The sequence below is a fragment of the Pseudomonas sp. MWU12-2345 genome, from assembly GCF_023242385.1.
Lineage (GTDB): Bacteria > Pseudomonadota > Gammaproteobacteria > Pseudomonadales > Pseudomonadaceae > Aquipseudomonas > Aquipseudomonas gingeri_D.
In genome coordinates this window covers 47,763-63,911 of sequence record NZ_JALLJA010000010.1, presented here as the reverse complement: position 1 = coordinate 63,911, position 16,149 = coordinate 47,763, and the positions used below count along the sequence as shown (strand labels likewise).

The following is a 16,149-nucleotide window of genomic DNA, read 5'->3' as shown; positions in this document are numbered from 1 at the left end:
GTTCCTTTCAGTCGGCCAGGGCAATCGGGCCGATGTCCTTGAAGACATCGCCCGGTCCCGGGTTCTCGGCGTGGGTGCGTCCACCGAAGTGGTTCATGATGCCCCACACGGCATTGAGCGAAGTCTGTACCGCGCCTTCGACCCAGGCCGGCGTCCAGGACACATCGTCACCGGCAATGAAGATGCCGCGGTGTTCGGCGGGCATATCGGCCTGCATGAAGTGCGCGTACATCCGCTGGTTGTAGCGGTAGTGGCCGGGCAGGGCGCCTTTGAAGGCACCGAGGAAATGCGGGTCGGCTTCCCAGGACACGGTAATCGGATCGCCGATGATGCGCGCGGCGATATCCACTTTCGGGTAGATCTTCTTCAGCGCGTCCAGGGCCAGCTTCACCCGTTTTTCGATGGGTTGCGGAAGCATTTTCAGGGCGTCGCTCATCCATGAGTACGACAGGCAGATCACCCCGGGCTTGTCGTCACCGTTGTCGAACAGGTAAGTGCCACGGGTCAGGCGATCGGTGAGGGTCATGCTCATCAGGTCACGACCGGTTTGCGGATCCTTGTCCTTCCAGAACGGCCGGTCGACCATGACAAAGGTCTTCGAGGACTGCATGTAGCGTGTACGGTCCAGGGCCATCCACATCTTCTGGGAGAACAGCGACTCCTCGCATTCGATCTGGGTGGTCAGCAGCCAGCTCTGGCAGGTGACGAGGACGGCCGCGTACTGACGGGTATCGCCCCAGTTGTCGGTGACCGCGAACTGACCGTCGGCATCGCGGGTAATACGTTTGACGCCGGTACGTGGCGCGCCGTGGTGCAGGCTGCTCAGGCTGGTGCCGGCCGGCCAATGGGCACACCGCTGCGGCACATGGCGCCAGATGCCCAGGGGGACTTGCTCCACACCGCCGACTACCAGGTGCTGGTGGTCGTCGCAGTTGGTCATCACCACGCGGAAGATTTCCAGCATCGAGTTGGGGAAATCCGAGTCCCAGCCGCCGGTGCCGAAACCGACCTGGCCGAACACTTCACGGTGCTGGAACGACAGCTTGGCGAAGGCTTTGGAGGTGGCGACGAAGTCGTAGAAGGTGCGGTCGTCCCACAGTGGGACCAGGGTGTTCCACAGTTCTTTCAGGCGCGGCACGTCGCGGTCGCGAATGGCCTGCTGGATATCGCCGAAGCGCGAACCGTCTTCCAGGGCGTCGGCCCAGGCGTCGGCGACTTCCTGGAACAGGGCGGGCAGGTCGGCGAGTTTCTCGGCGTAGTAGGTTTCGCCTTCGAGGTCGATCACCGTGCTGCCGGAGGCCGGGGTCAGCGGGTTGGGGAAGGGTTTGGTCTCAAGGCCGAGCTTGTCGACGTAGTGGTAGAACGCCGTGGACGAGACCGGGAAACGCATGCCGCCGAGTTCGGCGATGATGCCTTCGGCGCCTTCAAAGGCCTGGGAGCGCAGGCGTCCGCCCATTTTCGAGGCTTCGTAGACGACCGGCTTGAGGCCCAGTTTCATCAGTTCGTAAGCGGCCACCAGCCCGGCGATCCCGGCACCGACAATCGCCACTTCCGCCCCGTGATTTTCTGCCGGGATACTACCCAGTCCGGCCGGGTGCTCGATCCAGTCATCGAAGGCGAAAGGAAAGTCTGGGCCAAAGATAGTGATGGGTTTTTTACCGTCGGCAGGATGGCGATTGTTCTTGTTCATGGCTGACCTTGCTGGCGACTCGGGCCGGGCGGTGTGTCCGGCTGGAGTATAGATAGGAAAAGACTGAGGCCATTGTAGGGAGCGGGGAGTGCGTTAATAAGACGCAAAGTGTCGTCGTTTTGATCTTGCATGATGCTTTGTGACGAACTGTCTGTTCGAAACGACGCGTACCTGTAGGAGCAGGGCTTGCCCGCGAAGAGGACCTTGAGGGCGCTAAAAGCTCCGCGGGCAATCGAGCGTCGACTGGCCGCTCCTACAGATACTGCATTCAGCCAGCAAATTTGCGGGGTTAAATCGGCTGCCCCCGATCCACCTTGCTACTGAGAATGATCGAGGTAGTGGTCTTCTCCACCCCTTCAACGCTTCCGATCTGGTCGAGCAACTGGTCCAGCTGTTCCGGCGAATCGCTGCGCAGCCAGGCCACATAGTCGAACTCGCCGCTCACGGCACAGAGCTGCTGGATCTGCGCCATGGCACTGAGGCGCCGCACCACCTCCTTGCCCGAACGTGGCTGGACCGTGATCCCGACATAGGCCTGCAAACCGCCATCGACCACCCGCTGACCCAGGCGTACGCCATAACCGGTAATGACCTTGGCCTTTTCCAGACGTGCCAGCCGCGAGGTGACCGTGGTGCGCGCGATCCCCAACTGCCGTGCCAGCATCGCCACGCTTTCGCGGGCATTGATCTGCAGGGCGGAAATCAACTGACGGTCGATTTCATCGAGGGCGGGAGGGCGGGTGTCGGACAAGGTCGGGCTCCGGTGAAGGGTGTTGAAGACCTCACATGTTACAGATTCGGGTGCATGGGCGGGATTCGAAGCGCTCGTGCGAGTGGTGCGCAGGCTGTTGTGAGCCGAATAAATGAGCTATTCGGCTCACTGAATGAGCCGAATAGCTGGATAGCTCTATGAATAGGCCGTGCTGACCACGTCCTACCACGAGGAGAAGGGAGAGGGCGTTAAGATAGGGCTAGACTCTGATTTTATTGTTTCTCATTGTTTACTTCTATTGTTGCAGGTCTCAAACCGTGGAAAATTTCCCTGGATACCTTGAGGAAGTGGGTTATGACAATGACTAAGAAATTCACCGATTTGGTGGCACGTCGCCCGCCTGAATCACGCGTGCGCGTCTATGCCATATATCAACAATTACGTGTTGAAATACCGTTGCATGGTGTTCGCCAGGAGCAACGGCTAAATCAGCATGCCTTGGCCAAGACGTTGCACATCCTGTCGAAAAAGGAGTGATCTGGAAGAGTCGCCTCCAGCAGATGATTTCAGCATTGGGTGTGTGCTTCTTGAGGAACATACATTTGCATACGTTTTTCAAGTTGCTCCAACCAAGTACGGAAACTACATTTTGACCATCGCTGCAAAATCAGCGATGCGGACTGGACACCCGTGGTTTATTTAGGATTAATCGCACAATGCCGTGAGAGCGGTGTCGTTGTGCCTGCGTTATGGCGGGCTGTGCGTGGGACACTTTGTGTGTGCCGGGTCCTAATCCCCCGGTTTGTCCACCCGCGTACAGTTCGCCACCTTTTCACTGGACAAGAGAAAGTTGGCGAACTCCCCAAGTAATTCGGAAGGAGTTTTACTCGTGGTCAAGAAAATCACCCCCGATCCGCCTCCCTCGTCCAAAGATTCTAAGCCAGATGGTGGCAGTGCTCCCCATGGCATTGCGGATAGTGCCAACACTCCAGTAAAAACAATTCCGCCTTATACAGCTCGCTTGCTGGATACCCTCTCTTTAACCGTATCCAAAACCATCGACCACGCTGACCCTCTCAAACCCTCGATTTTTGCCATCCAACCAGGCGTCAAGGCTCAGGACGCGCTGATCTACGTCTCGAAATTGCTCGAAGCAGCCGAACTGAACGGTGACGAAATCAGCTTGCATACGAATCCGGTGGAGCGATCCCTGTTCTGGGGCATGCTTCACTCGGTAGAAATGGCTCGGGCTGTTGTGGATGCTCTGCTCGAGGGATCGACCTCATCCCATCTAGATGACCGACCATTTGCTTGAAATGGTGTGAATTTTTGAGATTGGACGAATCTTGGACGGAAGGCGACTTTTGGCCCTTTTTAGAGCCGGAAAATGCGCTGTGCCAGAAATGCGAAGGCCGCGTAACACGCGGCCTTCAGAGGTGGTGGGCCCACACGGACTTGAACCGTGGACCAAAGGATTATGAGTCCTCTGCTCTAACCAACTGAGCTATAGGCCCTCAGTAGGCCGCGAATTATAGCGATGGTTTCTCGCGGGGGCTATCCGAAAACTCCGAAAGCCTCATATGAAGGAAGGTCGCGGCGAATTCTTCGGCCTGTAGCGGCAGGCTGACGATGTAACCCTGGATCTGTTCGCACCCTTCGACAGCCAGGAAATCCTGCTGTGCCTGGTTCTCCACACCCTCGGCAATCACTGTGAACTGCATGCTGCGGCCCAGGGCGATGATGGCGCGCACAATAGCGGCATCATGGGGATCGTCCGGCAAACCACGGACGAACGACTGGTCAATTTTCAACACATCCAACGGCAGACGCTTGAGGTAGCTCAGTGACGAATAGCCGGTGCCGAAGTCATCAATGGCCAATTGCACCCCCAGGTGCTTGAGTTGATGCAGGACCTCCAGGGCCTCCTCGGCCTGGCTCATGATGAAGTTTTCGGTGATCTCCAACTGCAGGCAGCCGGGCTCAAGCCGGTAATCCCTGAGCAATTGCTCGATCCGTGCCAGCAGGTTCGGTTGGCGTAGCTGCGCGCCGGCGAGGTTGACCGAGAGCGGACCGAAGTCGCCATGGGTCCTGTTCCAGCGCTGCATCTGCCGGCAGGCGCGCTCCAGCACCCAGTCGCCAATCTGCAGGATCATGCCGTTTTCTTCGGCCAGCGGAATGAAATGCTCCGGTGGTACCTCGCCCAGAGTCGGATGCTGCCAGCGAATCAAGGCCTCGGCCCCCACCAGTTGACCGCCGTGGAGACTGATCTTGGGTTGGTAGAGCAGTTGCAGTTCCTGGCGCTCGATGGCCCGGCGCAGTTCGTGCTCCAGAGCCACGCGTTCGCTGGCCTGGGCCGTGAGGTCGCGGGTGTAGCTTTCGACCCGGTTACGACCCTTGGCCTTGGAGCGGTACATCGCCGCATCGGCGTTCTTGATCAGGCTGGCGACGTCATTGCCGTCCTTGGGATAGAGGCTGGTGCCGATGCTGGCACTGATAAAAAACTCGTGTTCACCCGCCTGGAACGGTGCGCCGAAGCAACCCAGCAGCTTGTTGGCCAAGTGCGTGGCGTCGCTGGCCTGGTGCAGGCCCGGCAGCAGGATGATGAACTCGTCGCCGCCCAGTCGGGCCACGGTGTCGACGTCGCGCAGTTGCTCCTTGAGCCTGACGGCGATGCCCTTGAGCAGCAGGTCGCCAACCGGATGGCCGAGGCTGTCGTTGATATGTTTGAAACGGTCGAGGTCGAGAAACAGCACCGCCCCCTGGCCGCCGTTTTCGGCCTGGCTGTTCAGGGCGGCCAACAGGCGGCTTTCGAACAGGGTGCGGTTGGGCAGGCCGGTCAGCGGGTCGTGGTGGGCCTGGTAGTCCAGGCGCGCCTGGGCATGTTTCAGGCTGGAGATGTCGGCGAACACGGCGACGAAGTGGGTGATGACGTTCTCGCGGTTACGCACGGCACTGATGGTCAGCCAGCTAGGATAGAGCTCGCCGTTCTTGCGCCGGTTGCAGATCTCCCCCTGCCAATGACCTTCGGCGGTCAACTGGTGCCACATGGCCGCATAGAAGGCGCTGTCATGCTGGCCGGAGGCAAGCAGGCGCGGGGTGTGGCCCAGGGCCTCGGTTTCGCTGTAGCCGGTGATTTCACTGAAGGCCCGATTGACCGCACTGATGTGTTGCTGGATATCGGTGATCAGTACGCCTTCGGCAGTGCTTTCGAAGACGGTGGCGGCCTGTTGCAGCTTTTCCTGCATGACGTGGCGTTCGGTGATGTCCCGGGCGATGGTCAGCATGCAATCCTCTCCGCCGATCGGCAGCGGCCGGCTGGACACTTCGCACAGGCGGATCTGCCCATCGTTGCGGCGGATATGGCAGCTGAAATCGCGGACGAAACCATCGCGCCGCATCAGTTCGAGCATGTGTTTGCGTTCGTTCAGGTTGACCCAGATGCCCAGTTCCAGGGTCGATCGATCCAGCGAGGTGGCACTGTTGTAGCCGGTGAGGTGGCTGAAACCTTCATTGACTTCCAGCAGCAGGCCGTCGCTTTGCCGGCTCAACAGCAAACCGTCGGGGGAGGCGTGGAAGGCCTTGGCGAACTTTTCTTCGGAGGTTTGCAGTTGTTGTTGGGTTTGCTTGAGCTGGCTGATGTCCCTGACCACCACCACCAGGGCCGGCGTGGTGTCGAGTTCGAAGGGCTCGGCGGAGATCAGTCCGGTGAACATTTGGCCATTGCTGCGCCTGAAGGGCATCTCCAGGTTACGGATACTGCCGCCCCTTAACCGCTCCAGCAGTCCCGAGCCGACACCGTCGATGCCCCAGATATTGAGCTCGGTAGCGGTATGCCCGATCACCTCCCGGGCGCTCATGCCGATCTGTTCCTCGAAGGCGGTGTTGACTTCCAGCAGGTGGCCGTCGGACAGGCGGGCGATCACCAGGATGTCCGGGCATTGCTGGAAGACCGAGGCGAATTTCTGTTCGGACAGGCGCAACGCCTCTTCGGTCCGTTTGGTTTCGCTGATGTCGATCATCAGGCCACGGATAAGCGGCTCACTGTCGTGTTCGATCAGGCTGACCAGGTCGCGGACCCAGAGCGTGCGACCGTCGGCGCTGATCACCCGGTAGTCGAGCGTGTGGTCGCGGCCCTCGATGATCTCCTTGTCGCAGAAGGCCTGGGCACGGGTCAGGTCGGCAGGGTGGGTGATGCTGCGCCAGAAGCCGGGAATCAGCCAATGGGCCAGCGGATAACCGAGCAAGGCTTCGGCGTGGGGCGAGACGTAGGTGTAGGTGAAGTCCATGCGCGCTTCCCAGGCGATGGCCGACAGGCTCTCCACCAGGCCGCGGTAATGGTATTCGCTACTGCGCAGTTCCTGCTCGAGGGCCACGCGCTGGGATATTTCCGAGCTCAGGCGGCGGTTGATGCGAATGACCGCAGCCAGTATGGCGATCAGCAGCAGGGCACAGGGCAAGCCGTAAAGCAGTAGATCGGCCCAGATGGAGCGACTGGTCAGGACGTTGCCCACCCAGCGGTTCTGGATCGTCTCCTTTTCGGCGACGGTCATGTCGGCCATGACCTTGTCGAGAATCCCCACGAGGACTTTCTGTTCCTTGGGCACGGCCATCGCCAACTGGTAGCGATAGGGCGTTTCACCGCTGACGTAGAGCCCTTCGAGCTTGAGCTGGTTCAGGCTCCAGACACTGGAGGCGAGATCGCCGATGACCGCATCGACCTCATCGGTGGCCAGGGCCTGCAGGGCCGAGCTGATATTGGGCATGGGGACGAGGTTGAGGTCCGGATGATGGCTGCGCAATAGCTCGTGGGGTGCGTAGTTCTCCACCACGGCTATTTTCAGGCCATAGAGTTCTTTCATGTCATGGGGGTTGGCGCCGCCTTCATGGGCCAGGATGACAATCGGAAAATCCAGGTAAGGGCGGGTAAAGGACAGATAGGCTTGCCGTTCCGGGGTCGACATGATGCCGGGCAGCAGGTCGATCTGGCCGGCCTTCGCCTGTTCCAGCACCTCGGTCCAATTCACCGGCTCGATGGGGTTGAGCGTGATGTTCAGGCGGTTTTCGATCAGGTGAACGTAATCGCTCGTCAGTCCCTGGTAAGCGCCATTTTCGCCCCTGAACTCAAAGGGCGGCCATGAGGCATCCACACCCAGGCGCAATTGCGGGTGGGCTTTCAGCCAGTCACGTTCATCATCGGTAAGATTCAACGCGCCAGCCGTAGCGGTCCAGGTAAGCAGCAAAAACAGAAGCAGGGCCGACAGTCTGGGCATAACGGTCTCGTTATGGCTCGGAGGAATGATTCGAGTGTAGACGGGCAGCGCACGGACGGCGGGCAGAGAGAAGGGAAACTGCAGAAAGCAAAACCCCCGGCGAGCCGGGGGTTTTGGTCTTACTCGTCGAGGAAGGAGCGCAAATGCTCGCTTCGCGTCGGGTGGCGCAGCTTGCGCAACGCCTTGGCTTCGATCTGGCGAATCCGCTCACGGGTAACGTCGAACTGCTTGCCGACTTCCTCAAGGGTGTGGTCGGTATTCATGTCGATGCCGAAACGCATGCGCAGAACCTTGGCTTCACGGGCAGTGAGGCCTGAGAGTACTTCGCGTGTCGCTTCTTTAAGGCTCTCAACGGTAGCAACATCGATTGGCGACTGCATGGTCGAGTCTTCGATGAAGTCACCCAGGTGGGAGTCTTCGTCATCACCGATCGGGGTTTCCATGGAGATCGGCTCTTTAGCGATCTTCAATACCTTGCGGATCTTGTCCTCAGGCATTTCCATGCGTTCGCCCAGCTCTTCCGGGGTCGGTTCGCGACCCATTTCCTGCAACATCTGCCGGGAAATGCGGTTGAGCTTGTTGATCGTCTCGATCATGTGCACCGGAATACGGATGGTGCGGGCCTGGTCGGCGATCGAGCGAGTGATCGCCTGACGGATCCACCAGGTGGCATAAGTCGAGAATTTGTAGCCGCGACGGTATTCGAACTTGTCCACGGCCTTCATCAGGCCGATGTTGCCTTCCTGGATCAGGTCGAGGAACTGCAAACCGCGGTTGGTGTACTTCTTGGCGATGGAGATCACCAGACGCAAGTTCGCTTCAACCATCTCTTTCTTCGCGCGGCGGGCCTTGGCCTCGCCGATCGACATGCGACGGTTGATGTCCTTGATCTCGGCAATCGTCAGGCCGGTTTCGGTCTCGAGCGCGGTCAGCTTCTGCTGGCAGCGAACGATATCGGCCTGTACGCGACCAATGGCTTCGGCGTATTTGCTCTTGCCCTTGGCCAGTGCATCGGTCCAGCTTTCGTCGACTTCGTTGCCCGGGAACTGGCGCAGGAAGTCGGCACGCGGCATGCGGGCATCACGCACGCACAGCTGCATGATGGCGCGTTCCTGCTGACGCAGGCGATCCAGGGCACCACGAACACGCTCGACCAGGCCTTCGAATTGCTTCGGTACCAGTTTGATCGGCATGAACAGCTCGGCCAGGGCCAACAGTTCGGCAATCGCCGCCTTGTTGTTGCGACCGTGCTTTTTCAGGGCCTTGCGGGTGATCTCCATTTGCTCGGCCACGGCGCCGAAGCGCTGTGCGGCAATGATCGGATCGGGACCGCTTTCGGCTTCTTCTTCGTCGTCGGTGCTGGCTTCGGCTTCTTCGTCGTCCGTGTCGTCGTCGGCTTTAACGGCCTTGGCGTCGACAGGCGGCGGTACTTCGGCGGCCGGCGGCGCAATGCCGTCGTCCGGGTCGATGTAGCCGCTCAGGACGTCGGACAGCCGACCGCCTTCGCTGGTAACACGATCGTATTCGCTGAGGATGTGATCAACCGTGCCAGGGAAGTGCGCGATTGCGCCCATCACTTCACGGATGCCTTCCTCGATACGCTTGGCGATTTCGATTTCGCCTTCACGTGTGAGCAGCTCTACCGTACCCATTTCGCGCATGTACATGCGCACCGGGTCAGTAGTGCGACCGATGTCGGTTTCCACGGCCGCCAACGCAGCCGCTGCTTCTTCGGCAGCGGCTTCGTCGGTATCGGCTTCGGCCAACAAAAGGGCATCCGCATCCGGAGCACTCTCGAATACGTTGATCCCCATGTCGTTGATCATGCGGATGATGTCTTCCACCTGTTCCGGATCTGAAATATCCTCCGGCAGGTGGTCGTTGACCTCGGCGTAAGTCAGGTAACCCTGCTCACGACCACGGCTGATCAACTCTTTGAGGCGAGACTGCTGTTGCGCTTTTCCGGACATAACACCCTATCCACTGAAGGTCTTGGCGGGCAAAAAACAAGCCGAGGATTATACCCGAGCTATGACCTCACGCGCCAGTTGAGGTCGGGTTTGATGCAGGAAGATTGCGTTTTAGCAGCTCAAGCAGCTGAATTTTGTCTTCAGCGCTCAAATCGCCTTGTCGCGACTTCCTGATGAGTTGTTCCAGCTTTCGCTCGGTTTGACGGGCTGACAAGCTGGTTATGGTGTCGAAAAACTGTTGTTCAAGGTTCTCTCCTTCAATCAGCCACTCCTTTTCCGCCAGACGGGTGAGTAATCGACCCTGGTCAGTGCCGTGCCAACGCGATATCAGTTGAAATGAGCTTAGCCCAGGATTCTTTTGCACGGCTTCGAGCAAGGCCACGAGCAGCTGTGCATGGGTGTTTTCTTCGTCCGCGAGGTGACCGGCGGTCTCGACCTTGCCGGCCAGTTGCGGGTGATGGACCAAGGTGCGCAGGGCGGTGAGCGTCGGCGGCTCGACGGCGGCCGGGATGCGCGGGCCGCGGGGCTCGTCGCGGTCGCCGCCGCGCTTGCCGTTCTTGTCCCAGGGCTTCTTGTCCCACTTCTTGCCGCCCGCACCGGGCTTTTTCGGCGTCCACTCCTGCTGGGGCGCGTAAGCCTCCTGCTGGGGAACATGATAGTCCGAATAGTCGGGCATGGCGTCATAGTCGATACCGGGGTCATAAGCCGGCGGCGCATCGGCCGGTGCGCTGTGCACCAGTTGGCTGACGGTTTCGTGGGTCAGGCCGGTGATCTGGGTGAGGCGCTGGCGCATCAGGGTTCGCAGGTTGGCGCCCGGCACCTTGTCGATCAACGGCGCGGCGAGGGTGGCCATGTGCGCCTTGCCCTCCAGCGAGCGTGGATCGGCTTCTTCGGTCAGTTGCTGGAAGAAGTAATCCGCCAGGGGCTGCGCGTGCTGGTTGATCCGGGCGCGGAAGGCGTCGGTGCCTTCGGCGCGAATCAGGGTGTCCGGGTCTTCGCCTTCGGGCAGGAACAGGAAGCGCGCGCGGCGGCCATCCTGCAGGCTGCTCAGGGTCGCTTCCAGTGCGCGCCAGGCGGCGTTGCGGCCGGCCTGGTCGCCGTCGAAGCAGAACAATACGTTGGGCACCACGCGGAACAGGCGCTTGAGGTGTTCTTCGCTGGTGGCGGTGCCCAGGGTCGCGACGGCATTGCGCAGGCCTTGCTGGGCCAGGGCGATGACGTCCATGTAGCCTTCGACGACGATGATTTCGTCGAGGTTGCGGTTGTTCTTGCGCGCCTCGAACAGGCCGTAGAGTTCCTGGCCCTTGTGAAACACCGGGGTTTCCGGGGAGTTCAGGTATTTCGGCTTGTCGTCGCCCAGTACTCGGCCGCCGAAGGCGATGATCCGGCCGCGGCTGTCGCGGATGGGGAACATCACGCGGTCGCGGAAACGGTCATAACGCTTGCCGGTTTCGGCGTTCTCGATCAGCAGGCCGGCGTCGATCATGGCTTTCTGCTGCAGGGTGTCGCTGGACAGGTGCTTGAACAGGTTGTCCCAGCCCGGCGGGGCAAAGCCCAGGCCGAAATCCCGGGCGATTTCACCGGTCAGGCCGCGGCCCTTGAGGTAGTCCACCGCCGCCTTGCGCGCCGGATGGCTTTTCAGGGCCTGGCGATAGAAGTCGGCGGCCGCGGTCAGGAGCGGGTAGAGCGGCGAATCGGTCGGCTGGCGCGGTTTGCGCGCATGTCCGCTTTCCTCGCGGGGTACTTCCATGCCGGCGGCTTTGGCCAGGTCCTCGATCGCCTGGGGGAAATCCAGGTTGTCGTGGTCCATGAGGAAGCCGAGGGCGTTGCCGCCAGCGCCGCAGCCAAAGCAGTAGTAGAACTGCTTGTCCGGGCTGACGCTGAAGGACGGTGTCTTTTCCTTGTGGAACGGGCAGCAGGCGGTGTAGTTCTTGCCGGCTTTTTTCAGTTGCACACGGGAACTCACCACGTCGACGATGTCGGTGCGGTTGAGAAGGTCGTCAATAAAGCTTTGGGGAATTAGCCCGGCCATGGCGTTCTCATCATCGCAGAGTGCTCGATAGCTGGAACGGAAAGGGTGTGCTCGTCGGTAGCCTTGGAAGGCTCGTCAGAAAGACGCGCACCGCTGGCAAGTGCCAGGTCTGACGGGGTCAAGCAGGTTCGTCTGGGTCGCATCGGCGGCTTCGACGGTGAAGCATCAAGCGATATCCGCAAATGCCATTAGCCCGGCTGAGGGCCGGGCTTGGCAGAAGCTTGCAACGAACGTCTGTGTATTAGTACAGACGAACGGCGCGGCGCTGTTCGCGCTGAACTTTCTTGGCGTGACGCTTAACAGCAGCTGCTGCCTTGCGCTTACGCTCCGAAGTCGGCTTCTCGTAAAATTCGCGGCTACGAACTTCAGCCAGAACACCGGCTTTTTCGCAGGAGCGCTTGAAACGACGCAGAGCTACGTCGAAGGGTTCGTTCTCTTTAACTTTGACGGCTGGCATCCAGAGCTACCTTCATTCATTACCGGGGTCGACGTCCTCAGGCAAAAGCGCACTGGAGATCGTCGGTTTTTAAGGGTTGCGGATGTTAACCCCTCATGACGCGGAATGCAAAGCCTCTGATCGAAAACCGCTGGTAGGGGCCTGGAGTGACGACTATTATGCGCGCCTTCGAATCTAGCCTCTACAAGGCGCAAACCCATGCTAGTACTGGGATTAGAAACCTCCTGCGACGAAACCGGCGTCGCGCTGTATGACAGTGAACGCGGGCTTCTCGCCGATGCGTTGTTCAGTCAGATCGACTTGCATCGCGCCTATGGTGGCGTGGTGCCGGAGCTGGCCTCACGCGATCACGTCAAGCGCATGCTGCCGTTGATCCGCCAGGTCCTGGCCGAGGCCGACTGCGCGCCGACCGAGATCGACGCGATTGCCTACACGGCCGGTCCGGGCCTGGTCGGGGCCTTGCTGGTCGGGGCTTCGTGCGCCCAGGCCCTGGCTTTTGCCTGGGATATACCGGCCCTGGGTGTGCATCACATGGAAGGCCATTTACTGGCGCCGATGCTGGAGGAGCGACCGCCGGAGTTTCCGTTCGTCGCTTTGTTGGTCTCCGGCGGGCACACGCAGTTGGTTCGGGTCGATGGCATCGGCCAATACGCGTTGCTGGGGGAAAGCCTGGATGACGCGGCCGGCGAAGCTTTCGACAAGACCGCGAAGATGATGGGGCTCAATTATCCGGGCGGTCCGGAAATCGCCCGCCTGGCCGAGCAGGGTGTAGCGGGGCGCTTCGTCTTCCCGCGGCCGATGTGCGATCGCCCGGGGCTGGATTTCAGTTTCAGTGGTTTGAAAACCTTCGCCCTGAATACCTGGCAGCAGTGCGCGAGCACTGGAGACGACGGCGAGCAAACCCGTTGCGACATCTCGCTGGCCTTCCAGCAGGCGGTGGTGGAGACTTTGACCATCAAGTGCAAGCGTGCGTTGAAGCAGGCGGGCATGAAGCGTCTGGTGATCGCCGGGGGCGTCAGCGCCAACAAGGCCCTGCGTGTTTCGTTGGAAAAGATGCTCGGTGAGATGAAGGGCGACGTGTTCTATGCCCGTCCCGAGTTCTGCACCGATAATGGCGCGATGATTGCGTTTGCCGGGTGCCAGCGCTTGCAGGCCGGACAGAAGGAAAGCCTGGCGATCAGCGTGCAGGCACGCTGGCCGATGGAGCAGTTGTCGGCGATTTGAGTGGGATCGGTGCAAGGTGGCGCGTGAGTCACCTTCACGATCAGGATCAGAAATGTCGTTCGCGCCCTGCGAAAAGGTCGCGTAGATTGCCGCGATGGCGCCAGACGATCAGCCCGGTCACCACGCTCATCGGCAGCAATGCGGCCGGTTCCTGCCAGGCCAGCAGCGGCAGGGTCAGTGGCGTGGCGATCAGGGCGGCCAGCGAGCTGGTGCGGGTGAGGTAGAAGGTCAGCAGCCAGGTCAGCAGGGCCAGCAGGGCAGCGGGGGGATACAGCCCCAGCAGCATGCCGGCGGCCGTGGCGACGCCTTTGCCGCCGCGAAAGCGGAAGTACAACGGAAACAGGTGGCCGAGGACGGCGCAGAGCCCGACCCAGGCTTGCTGTTGGAGCGACAGCCCGGCGTAGCCGGCGATCAGCACCGGCAGCAGGCCTTTGCAGAGGTCGCCGAGCAAGGTCAGGATGGCCAGCTTCTTGCCGGCCAGGCGCAGCATGTTGGTCGCGCCGGCATTGCCCGAGCCACTCATTCGCGGATCGGGATTTCCCGTGAGGCGGCTGAGCAAAATGGCAAAGGACAGAGAGCCGAGCAGGTAGGCGAGGATCGCCAGTAACCAAAACATGCTAACTATTCCGGGCGGGGACGCCCTGATTCTAACGGCGCATTGCGCCCTTGTCGTGCTGCGGAGAGAAGTGCTTGGACAGAGTGTTTATCGAGGGCCTGGAAGTCGACACCGTGATCGGTGCCTATGACTGGGAGCGCGGCATCCGTCAGTGCCTGCGCCTTGATCTCAGTTTTGCCTGGGACAACCGCCCGGCGGCGGCCGGCGACGATCTGAGCCTGGCTCTCGATTATGCGAGTGTTTCTGCGCGCATCCAGCTGTTTGCCGAGCAGTCGCAGTTCCAACTGGTGGAAACCTTCGCCGAACGTCTGGCCCAGGTGCTGATGAGCGAGTTCCAGATTCCCTGGTTGCACCTCAAACTGACCAAGCCGGGGGCCGTTGCGGCGGCCAGGGGCGTGGGCGTGGAGATTGAGCGCGGATGTCGCTAACTCAGGTTTATCTCGGGCTCGGCAGTAATATCGAGCGCGAAACCCACTTGTGTGCCGGGTTGGACGCACTGGCCGCGTTCCTGGTGGATATCCGCTGTTCGGCGGTGTTCGAAAGCCAGCCGGTGGGCATCAAGAGCGGGCCGTTCTTCAATCTGGTGGTGTCGGCGTTTACCGACCTGCCGTTGCTGGAGCTGGACCGCCGGTTGAAGTTCATCGAGGCCGACAATGGCCGTTATGCGCCGGACCGCAAGGGCCTGCCGCTGGATATCGATGTGCTGTTGTATGGTGAGCAGGTCGGGAATTTCGACGGGCTGATCCTGCCGCGGGCGGAAATTCTCAAGAATGCCTTTGTGTTGTGGCCGTTGGCGCTGATTGCGCCGGACCGTTTGCATCCAGAGGCGGGGAAGTCTTTCGCAATGTTGTGGGAAGAGGCGCAGATCGATCAGGTGCTGGCCCCCGTGGCGTTTGAATGGCGTGGGGGGCAACTGACGCCCCCTGATCTTTTGCGCACCTAGCCTGCGGCCTGCTCCTTGTAGGCCTTGAGGGCTTTCAGGCGCTCACGTTTGAGCGCTTCACCCAACTCCGGCCCTTTGAAGCCTTGCTCCAGCAGCGGTTGAACCGCGACCGCCTTGGCGGCCGCCGCCGCCCCGCGTAGATAATCCGCCTGTGGATAAGTCCGCTCCTCCAGCCCCAGGCGTCCCCGCGCATCCATCTCGCACGAGGCGATAAACTCCTCGAAACGTTGCGGGCGTCGATAGACATCGAAACTCTGCAACAACTCCAGCAAGGTCGAAGCCTTGAGCTCCAGGGCACGATGGCCATGGGTGTGGTATTCGCCCACCAGCAAGGCCAGTTCCTGGCAGTCGCGCGGCGCCTTGTAGCGCTCGTTCACCGCCTTGATCAGCTTCAGTCCCTTGAACTCGTGGGCAATATGCTTGGGCCACTCGCTTTCGGGTGTCAGCCCCTTGCCGAGGTCGTGCAGCAGGCAGGCCCAGCGCACGGTCAGTGGTTGCTGATGGCGTGCGGCTTGCTCCAGGACGCTCAGGGTGTGTACGCCGCTGTCGATTTCCGGGTGATGGGCCTCGGGTTGCGGCACCCCGAACAGCGCGTCGACTTCCGGAAACAGCACGGCGAGCGCGCCGCAGTCGCGCAACACCTGGATAAACACCTGGGGCTGGTCTTCCATCAGGGCCCGGGAGATTTCTTTCCAGCTGCGCTCTGGTGTCAGGGCCTGCAGTTCGCCCGATTCGGCCAGTTGACGCATCAGGGCCAGGGTCTCGGGGACCACCTTGAAACCCATGGCGGCATAGCGCGCGGCAAAGCGGGCAACGCGCAGAACACGGAGAGGATCTTCGGCAAATGCGGGGGAAACATGACGTAGAAGGCGGGCGGCGAGATCCGCCTGGCCATGATAGGGGTCGGTCAGCTTGCCGTGCTCGTCTTCAGCCATGGCATTGATGGTCAGGTCCCGGCGGATCAGGTCCTCTTCCAGGGTGACATCGGGACTGGCGTGGAACGTGAACCCGCCATAACCGCGTCCGCTTTTGCGTTCGGTTCGGGCCAGGGCATATTCCTCGCCACTGGATGGATGAAGAAAAACTGGAAAGTCCGCACCGACCGGGCGAAATCCCTTGGCGAGCATCTCTTCGGCGCTGGCACCCACCACCACCCAGTCGATATCGGTAACCGGCTGACCCAGCAGGCGATCGCGGACCGCGCCGCCGACTTTATAAATCTGCATGAAAAACCT

The 16,149-nt window shown here is 60.7% G+C and carries 13 protein-coding genes and 1 tRNA gene; 5 read left to right on the top strand and 9 right to left on the bottom strand.

The annotated features are described in order from the left end of the window. Positions 1–7: 7 nt before the first annotated feature. Both M5C71_RS19995 and M5C71_RS19990 read right to left on the bottom strand, forming a co-directional pair. Positions 8–1,690 (bottom strand): NAD(P)/FAD-dependent oxidoreductase, encoded by a 1,683-nt coding sequence (locus M5C71_RS19995; protein WP_103497062.1) that lies wholly within the window; start codon positions 1,688–1,690, stop codon positions 8–10. Positions 1,691–1,979: 289 nt separating this feature from the next. Then, positions 1,980–2,441, bottom strand: coding sequence for an Lrp/AsnC family transcriptional regulator (locus tag M5C71_RS19990; RefSeq protein ID WP_248768574.1), 462 nt, complete (start codon positions 2,439–2,441; stop codon positions 1,980–1,982). Between the two features lie 315 nt (positions 2,442–2,756). On the opposite strand from M5C71_RS19990, the gene M5C71_RS19985 reads away from it, so the two are divergent. Continuing rightward, positions 2,757–2,939, top strand: coding sequence for a hypothetical protein (locus tag M5C71_RS19985; RefSeq protein WP_248768573.1), 183 nt, complete (start codon positions 2,757–2,759; stop codon positions 2,937–2,939). Positions 2,940–3,291: 352 nt separating this feature from the next. Next, positions 3,292–3,717 carry a hypothetical protein gene (locus tag M5C71_RS19980; protein WP_248768572.1) on the top strand — a complete coding sequence of 142 codons (426 nt, stop codon included), beginning with the start codon at positions 3,292–3,294 and terminating at the stop codon, positions 3,715–3,717. A 122-nt stretch (positions 3,718–3,839) separates the two neighbouring features. On the opposite strand, the gene M5C71_RS19975 is transcribed toward M5C71_RS19980, so the two are convergent. From M5C71_RS19975 to rpsU, 5 genes are all read right to left on the bottom strand, one after another. Further along, positions 3,840–3,916, bottom strand: a tRNA-Ile gene (locus M5C71_RS19975). Positions 3,917–3,931: 15 nt separating this feature from the next. Continuing rightward, complete coding sequence (locus M5C71_RS19970) at positions 3,932–7,672, bottom strand: EAL domain-containing protein (protein WP_248768571.1); 3,741 nt, start codon at positions 7,670–7,672, stop codon at positions 3,932–3,934. A gap of 119 nt (positions 7,673–7,791) precedes the next feature. Then, complete coding sequence (rpoD, locus tag M5C71_RS19965) at positions 7,792–9,642, bottom strand: RNA polymerase sigma factor RpoD (protein WP_103495702.1); 1,851 nt, start codon at positions 9,640–9,642, stop codon at positions 7,792–7,794. Positions 9,643–9,709: 67 nt separating this feature from the next. Further along, entirely contained in the window at positions 9,710–11,674 is a 1,965-nt protein-coding gene (gene dnaG, locus M5C71_RS19960) for a DNA primase (RefSeq protein WP_152741053.1), read from the bottom strand. A 241-nt stretch (positions 11,675–11,915) separates the two neighbouring features. Continuing rightward, on the bottom strand, positions 11,916–12,131 hold the full coding sequence (gene rpsU / locus M5C71_RS19955; RefSeq protein ID WP_002551877.1) for a 30S ribosomal protein S21: 216 nt from the start codon (positions 12,129–12,131) through the stop codon (positions 11,916–11,918). 198 nt (positions 12,132–12,329) lie between these two features. Between rpsU and tsaD the strand changes: the two genes are divergently transcribed. After that, positions 12,330–13,355: a tRNA (adenosine(37)-N6)-threonylcarbamoyltransferase complex transferase subunit TsaD gene (gene tsaD / locus M5C71_RS19950; RefSeq protein ID WP_103495704.1), complete on the top strand. Its 1,026-nt coding sequence runs from the start codon at positions 12,330–12,332 to the stop codon at positions 13,353–13,355. A gap of 46 nt (positions 13,356–13,401) precedes the next feature. Here the strand turns inward: tsaD and plsY are convergent, their stop codons facing one another. Further along, the gene (gene plsY, locus M5C71_RS19945; RefSeq protein ID WP_100938509.1) at positions 13,402–13,971 is read right to left on the bottom strand and encodes a glycerol-3-phosphate 1-O-acyltransferase PlsY; all 570 of its coding nucleotides are present in this window, start codon (positions 13,969–13,971) and stop codon (positions 13,402–13,404) included. 74 nt (positions 13,972–14,045) lie between these two features. Here plsY and folB point away from each other — a divergent pair, with 74 nt between their 5' ends. Next, entirely contained in the window at positions 14,046–14,399 is a 354-nt protein-coding gene (gene folB, locus M5C71_RS19940; RefSeq protein WP_100938508.1) for a dihydroneopterin aldolase, read from the top strand. After that, positions 14,390–14,914: a 2-amino-4-hydroxy-6-hydroxymethyldihydropteridine diphosphokinase gene (gene folK / locus M5C71_RS19935; protein ID WP_103495706.1), complete on the top strand. Its 525-nt coding sequence runs from the start codon at positions 14,390–14,392 to the stop codon at positions 14,912–14,914. The genes folB and folK overlap by 10 nt, the downstream gene beginning before the upstream one ends. On the opposite strand, the gene M5C71_RS19930 is transcribed toward folK, so the two are convergent. After that, positions 14,911–16,140: a multifunctional CCA addition/repair protein gene (locus tag M5C71_RS19930; protein WP_248768570.1), complete on the bottom strand. Its 1,230-nt coding sequence runs from the start codon at positions 16,138–16,140 to the stop codon at positions 14,911–14,913. The two genes, folK and M5C71_RS19930, sit on opposite strands and share 4 nt — an antisense overlap. Between the last annotated feature and the right edge of the window lie 9 nt (positions 16,141–16,149).

Excerpts from the sequence above, each read along its gene's own strand:
- M5C71_RS19985 (WP_248768573.1), top strand. The coding sequence starts at position 2,757 with ATGACAATGACTAAGAAATTCACCGATTTGGTGGCACGTCGCCCGCCT.
- M5C71_RS19930 (WP_248768570.1), bottom strand. The coding sequence starts at position 16,140 with ATGCAGATTTATAAAGTCGGCGGCGCGGTCCGCGATCGCCTGCTGGGT.
- rpsU (WP_002551877.1), bottom strand. The coding sequence starts at position 12,131 with ATGCCAGCCGTCAAAGTTAAAGAGAACGAACCCTTCGACGTAGCTCTG.
- plsY (WP_100938509.1), bottom strand. The coding sequence starts at position 13,971 with ATGTTTTGGTTACTGGCGATCCTCGCCTACCTGCTCGGCTCTCTGTCC.
- M5C71_RS19995 (WP_103497062.1), bottom strand. The coding sequence starts at position 1,690 with ATGAACAAGAACAATCGCCATCCTGCCGACGGTAAAAAACCCATCACT.
- M5C71_RS19970 (WP_248768571.1), bottom strand. The coding sequence starts at position 7,672 with ATGCCCAGACTGTCGGCCCTGCTTCTGTTTTTGCTGCTTACCTGGACC.
- dnaG (WP_152741053.1), bottom strand. The coding sequence starts at position 11,674 with ATGGCCGGGCTAATTCCCCAAAGCTTTATTGACGACCTTCTCAACCGC.
- tsaD (WP_103495704.1), top strand. The coding sequence starts at position 12,330 with ATGCTAGTACTGGGATTAGAAACCTCCTGCGACGAAACCGGCGTCGCG.
- rpoD (WP_103495702.1), bottom strand. The coding sequence starts at position 9,642 with ATGTCCGGAAAAGCGCAACAGCAGTCTCGCCTCAAAGAGTTGATCAGC.
- folK (WP_103495706.1), top strand. The coding sequence starts at position 14,390 with ATGTCGCTAACTCAGGTTTATCTCGGGCTCGGCAGTAATATCGAGCGC.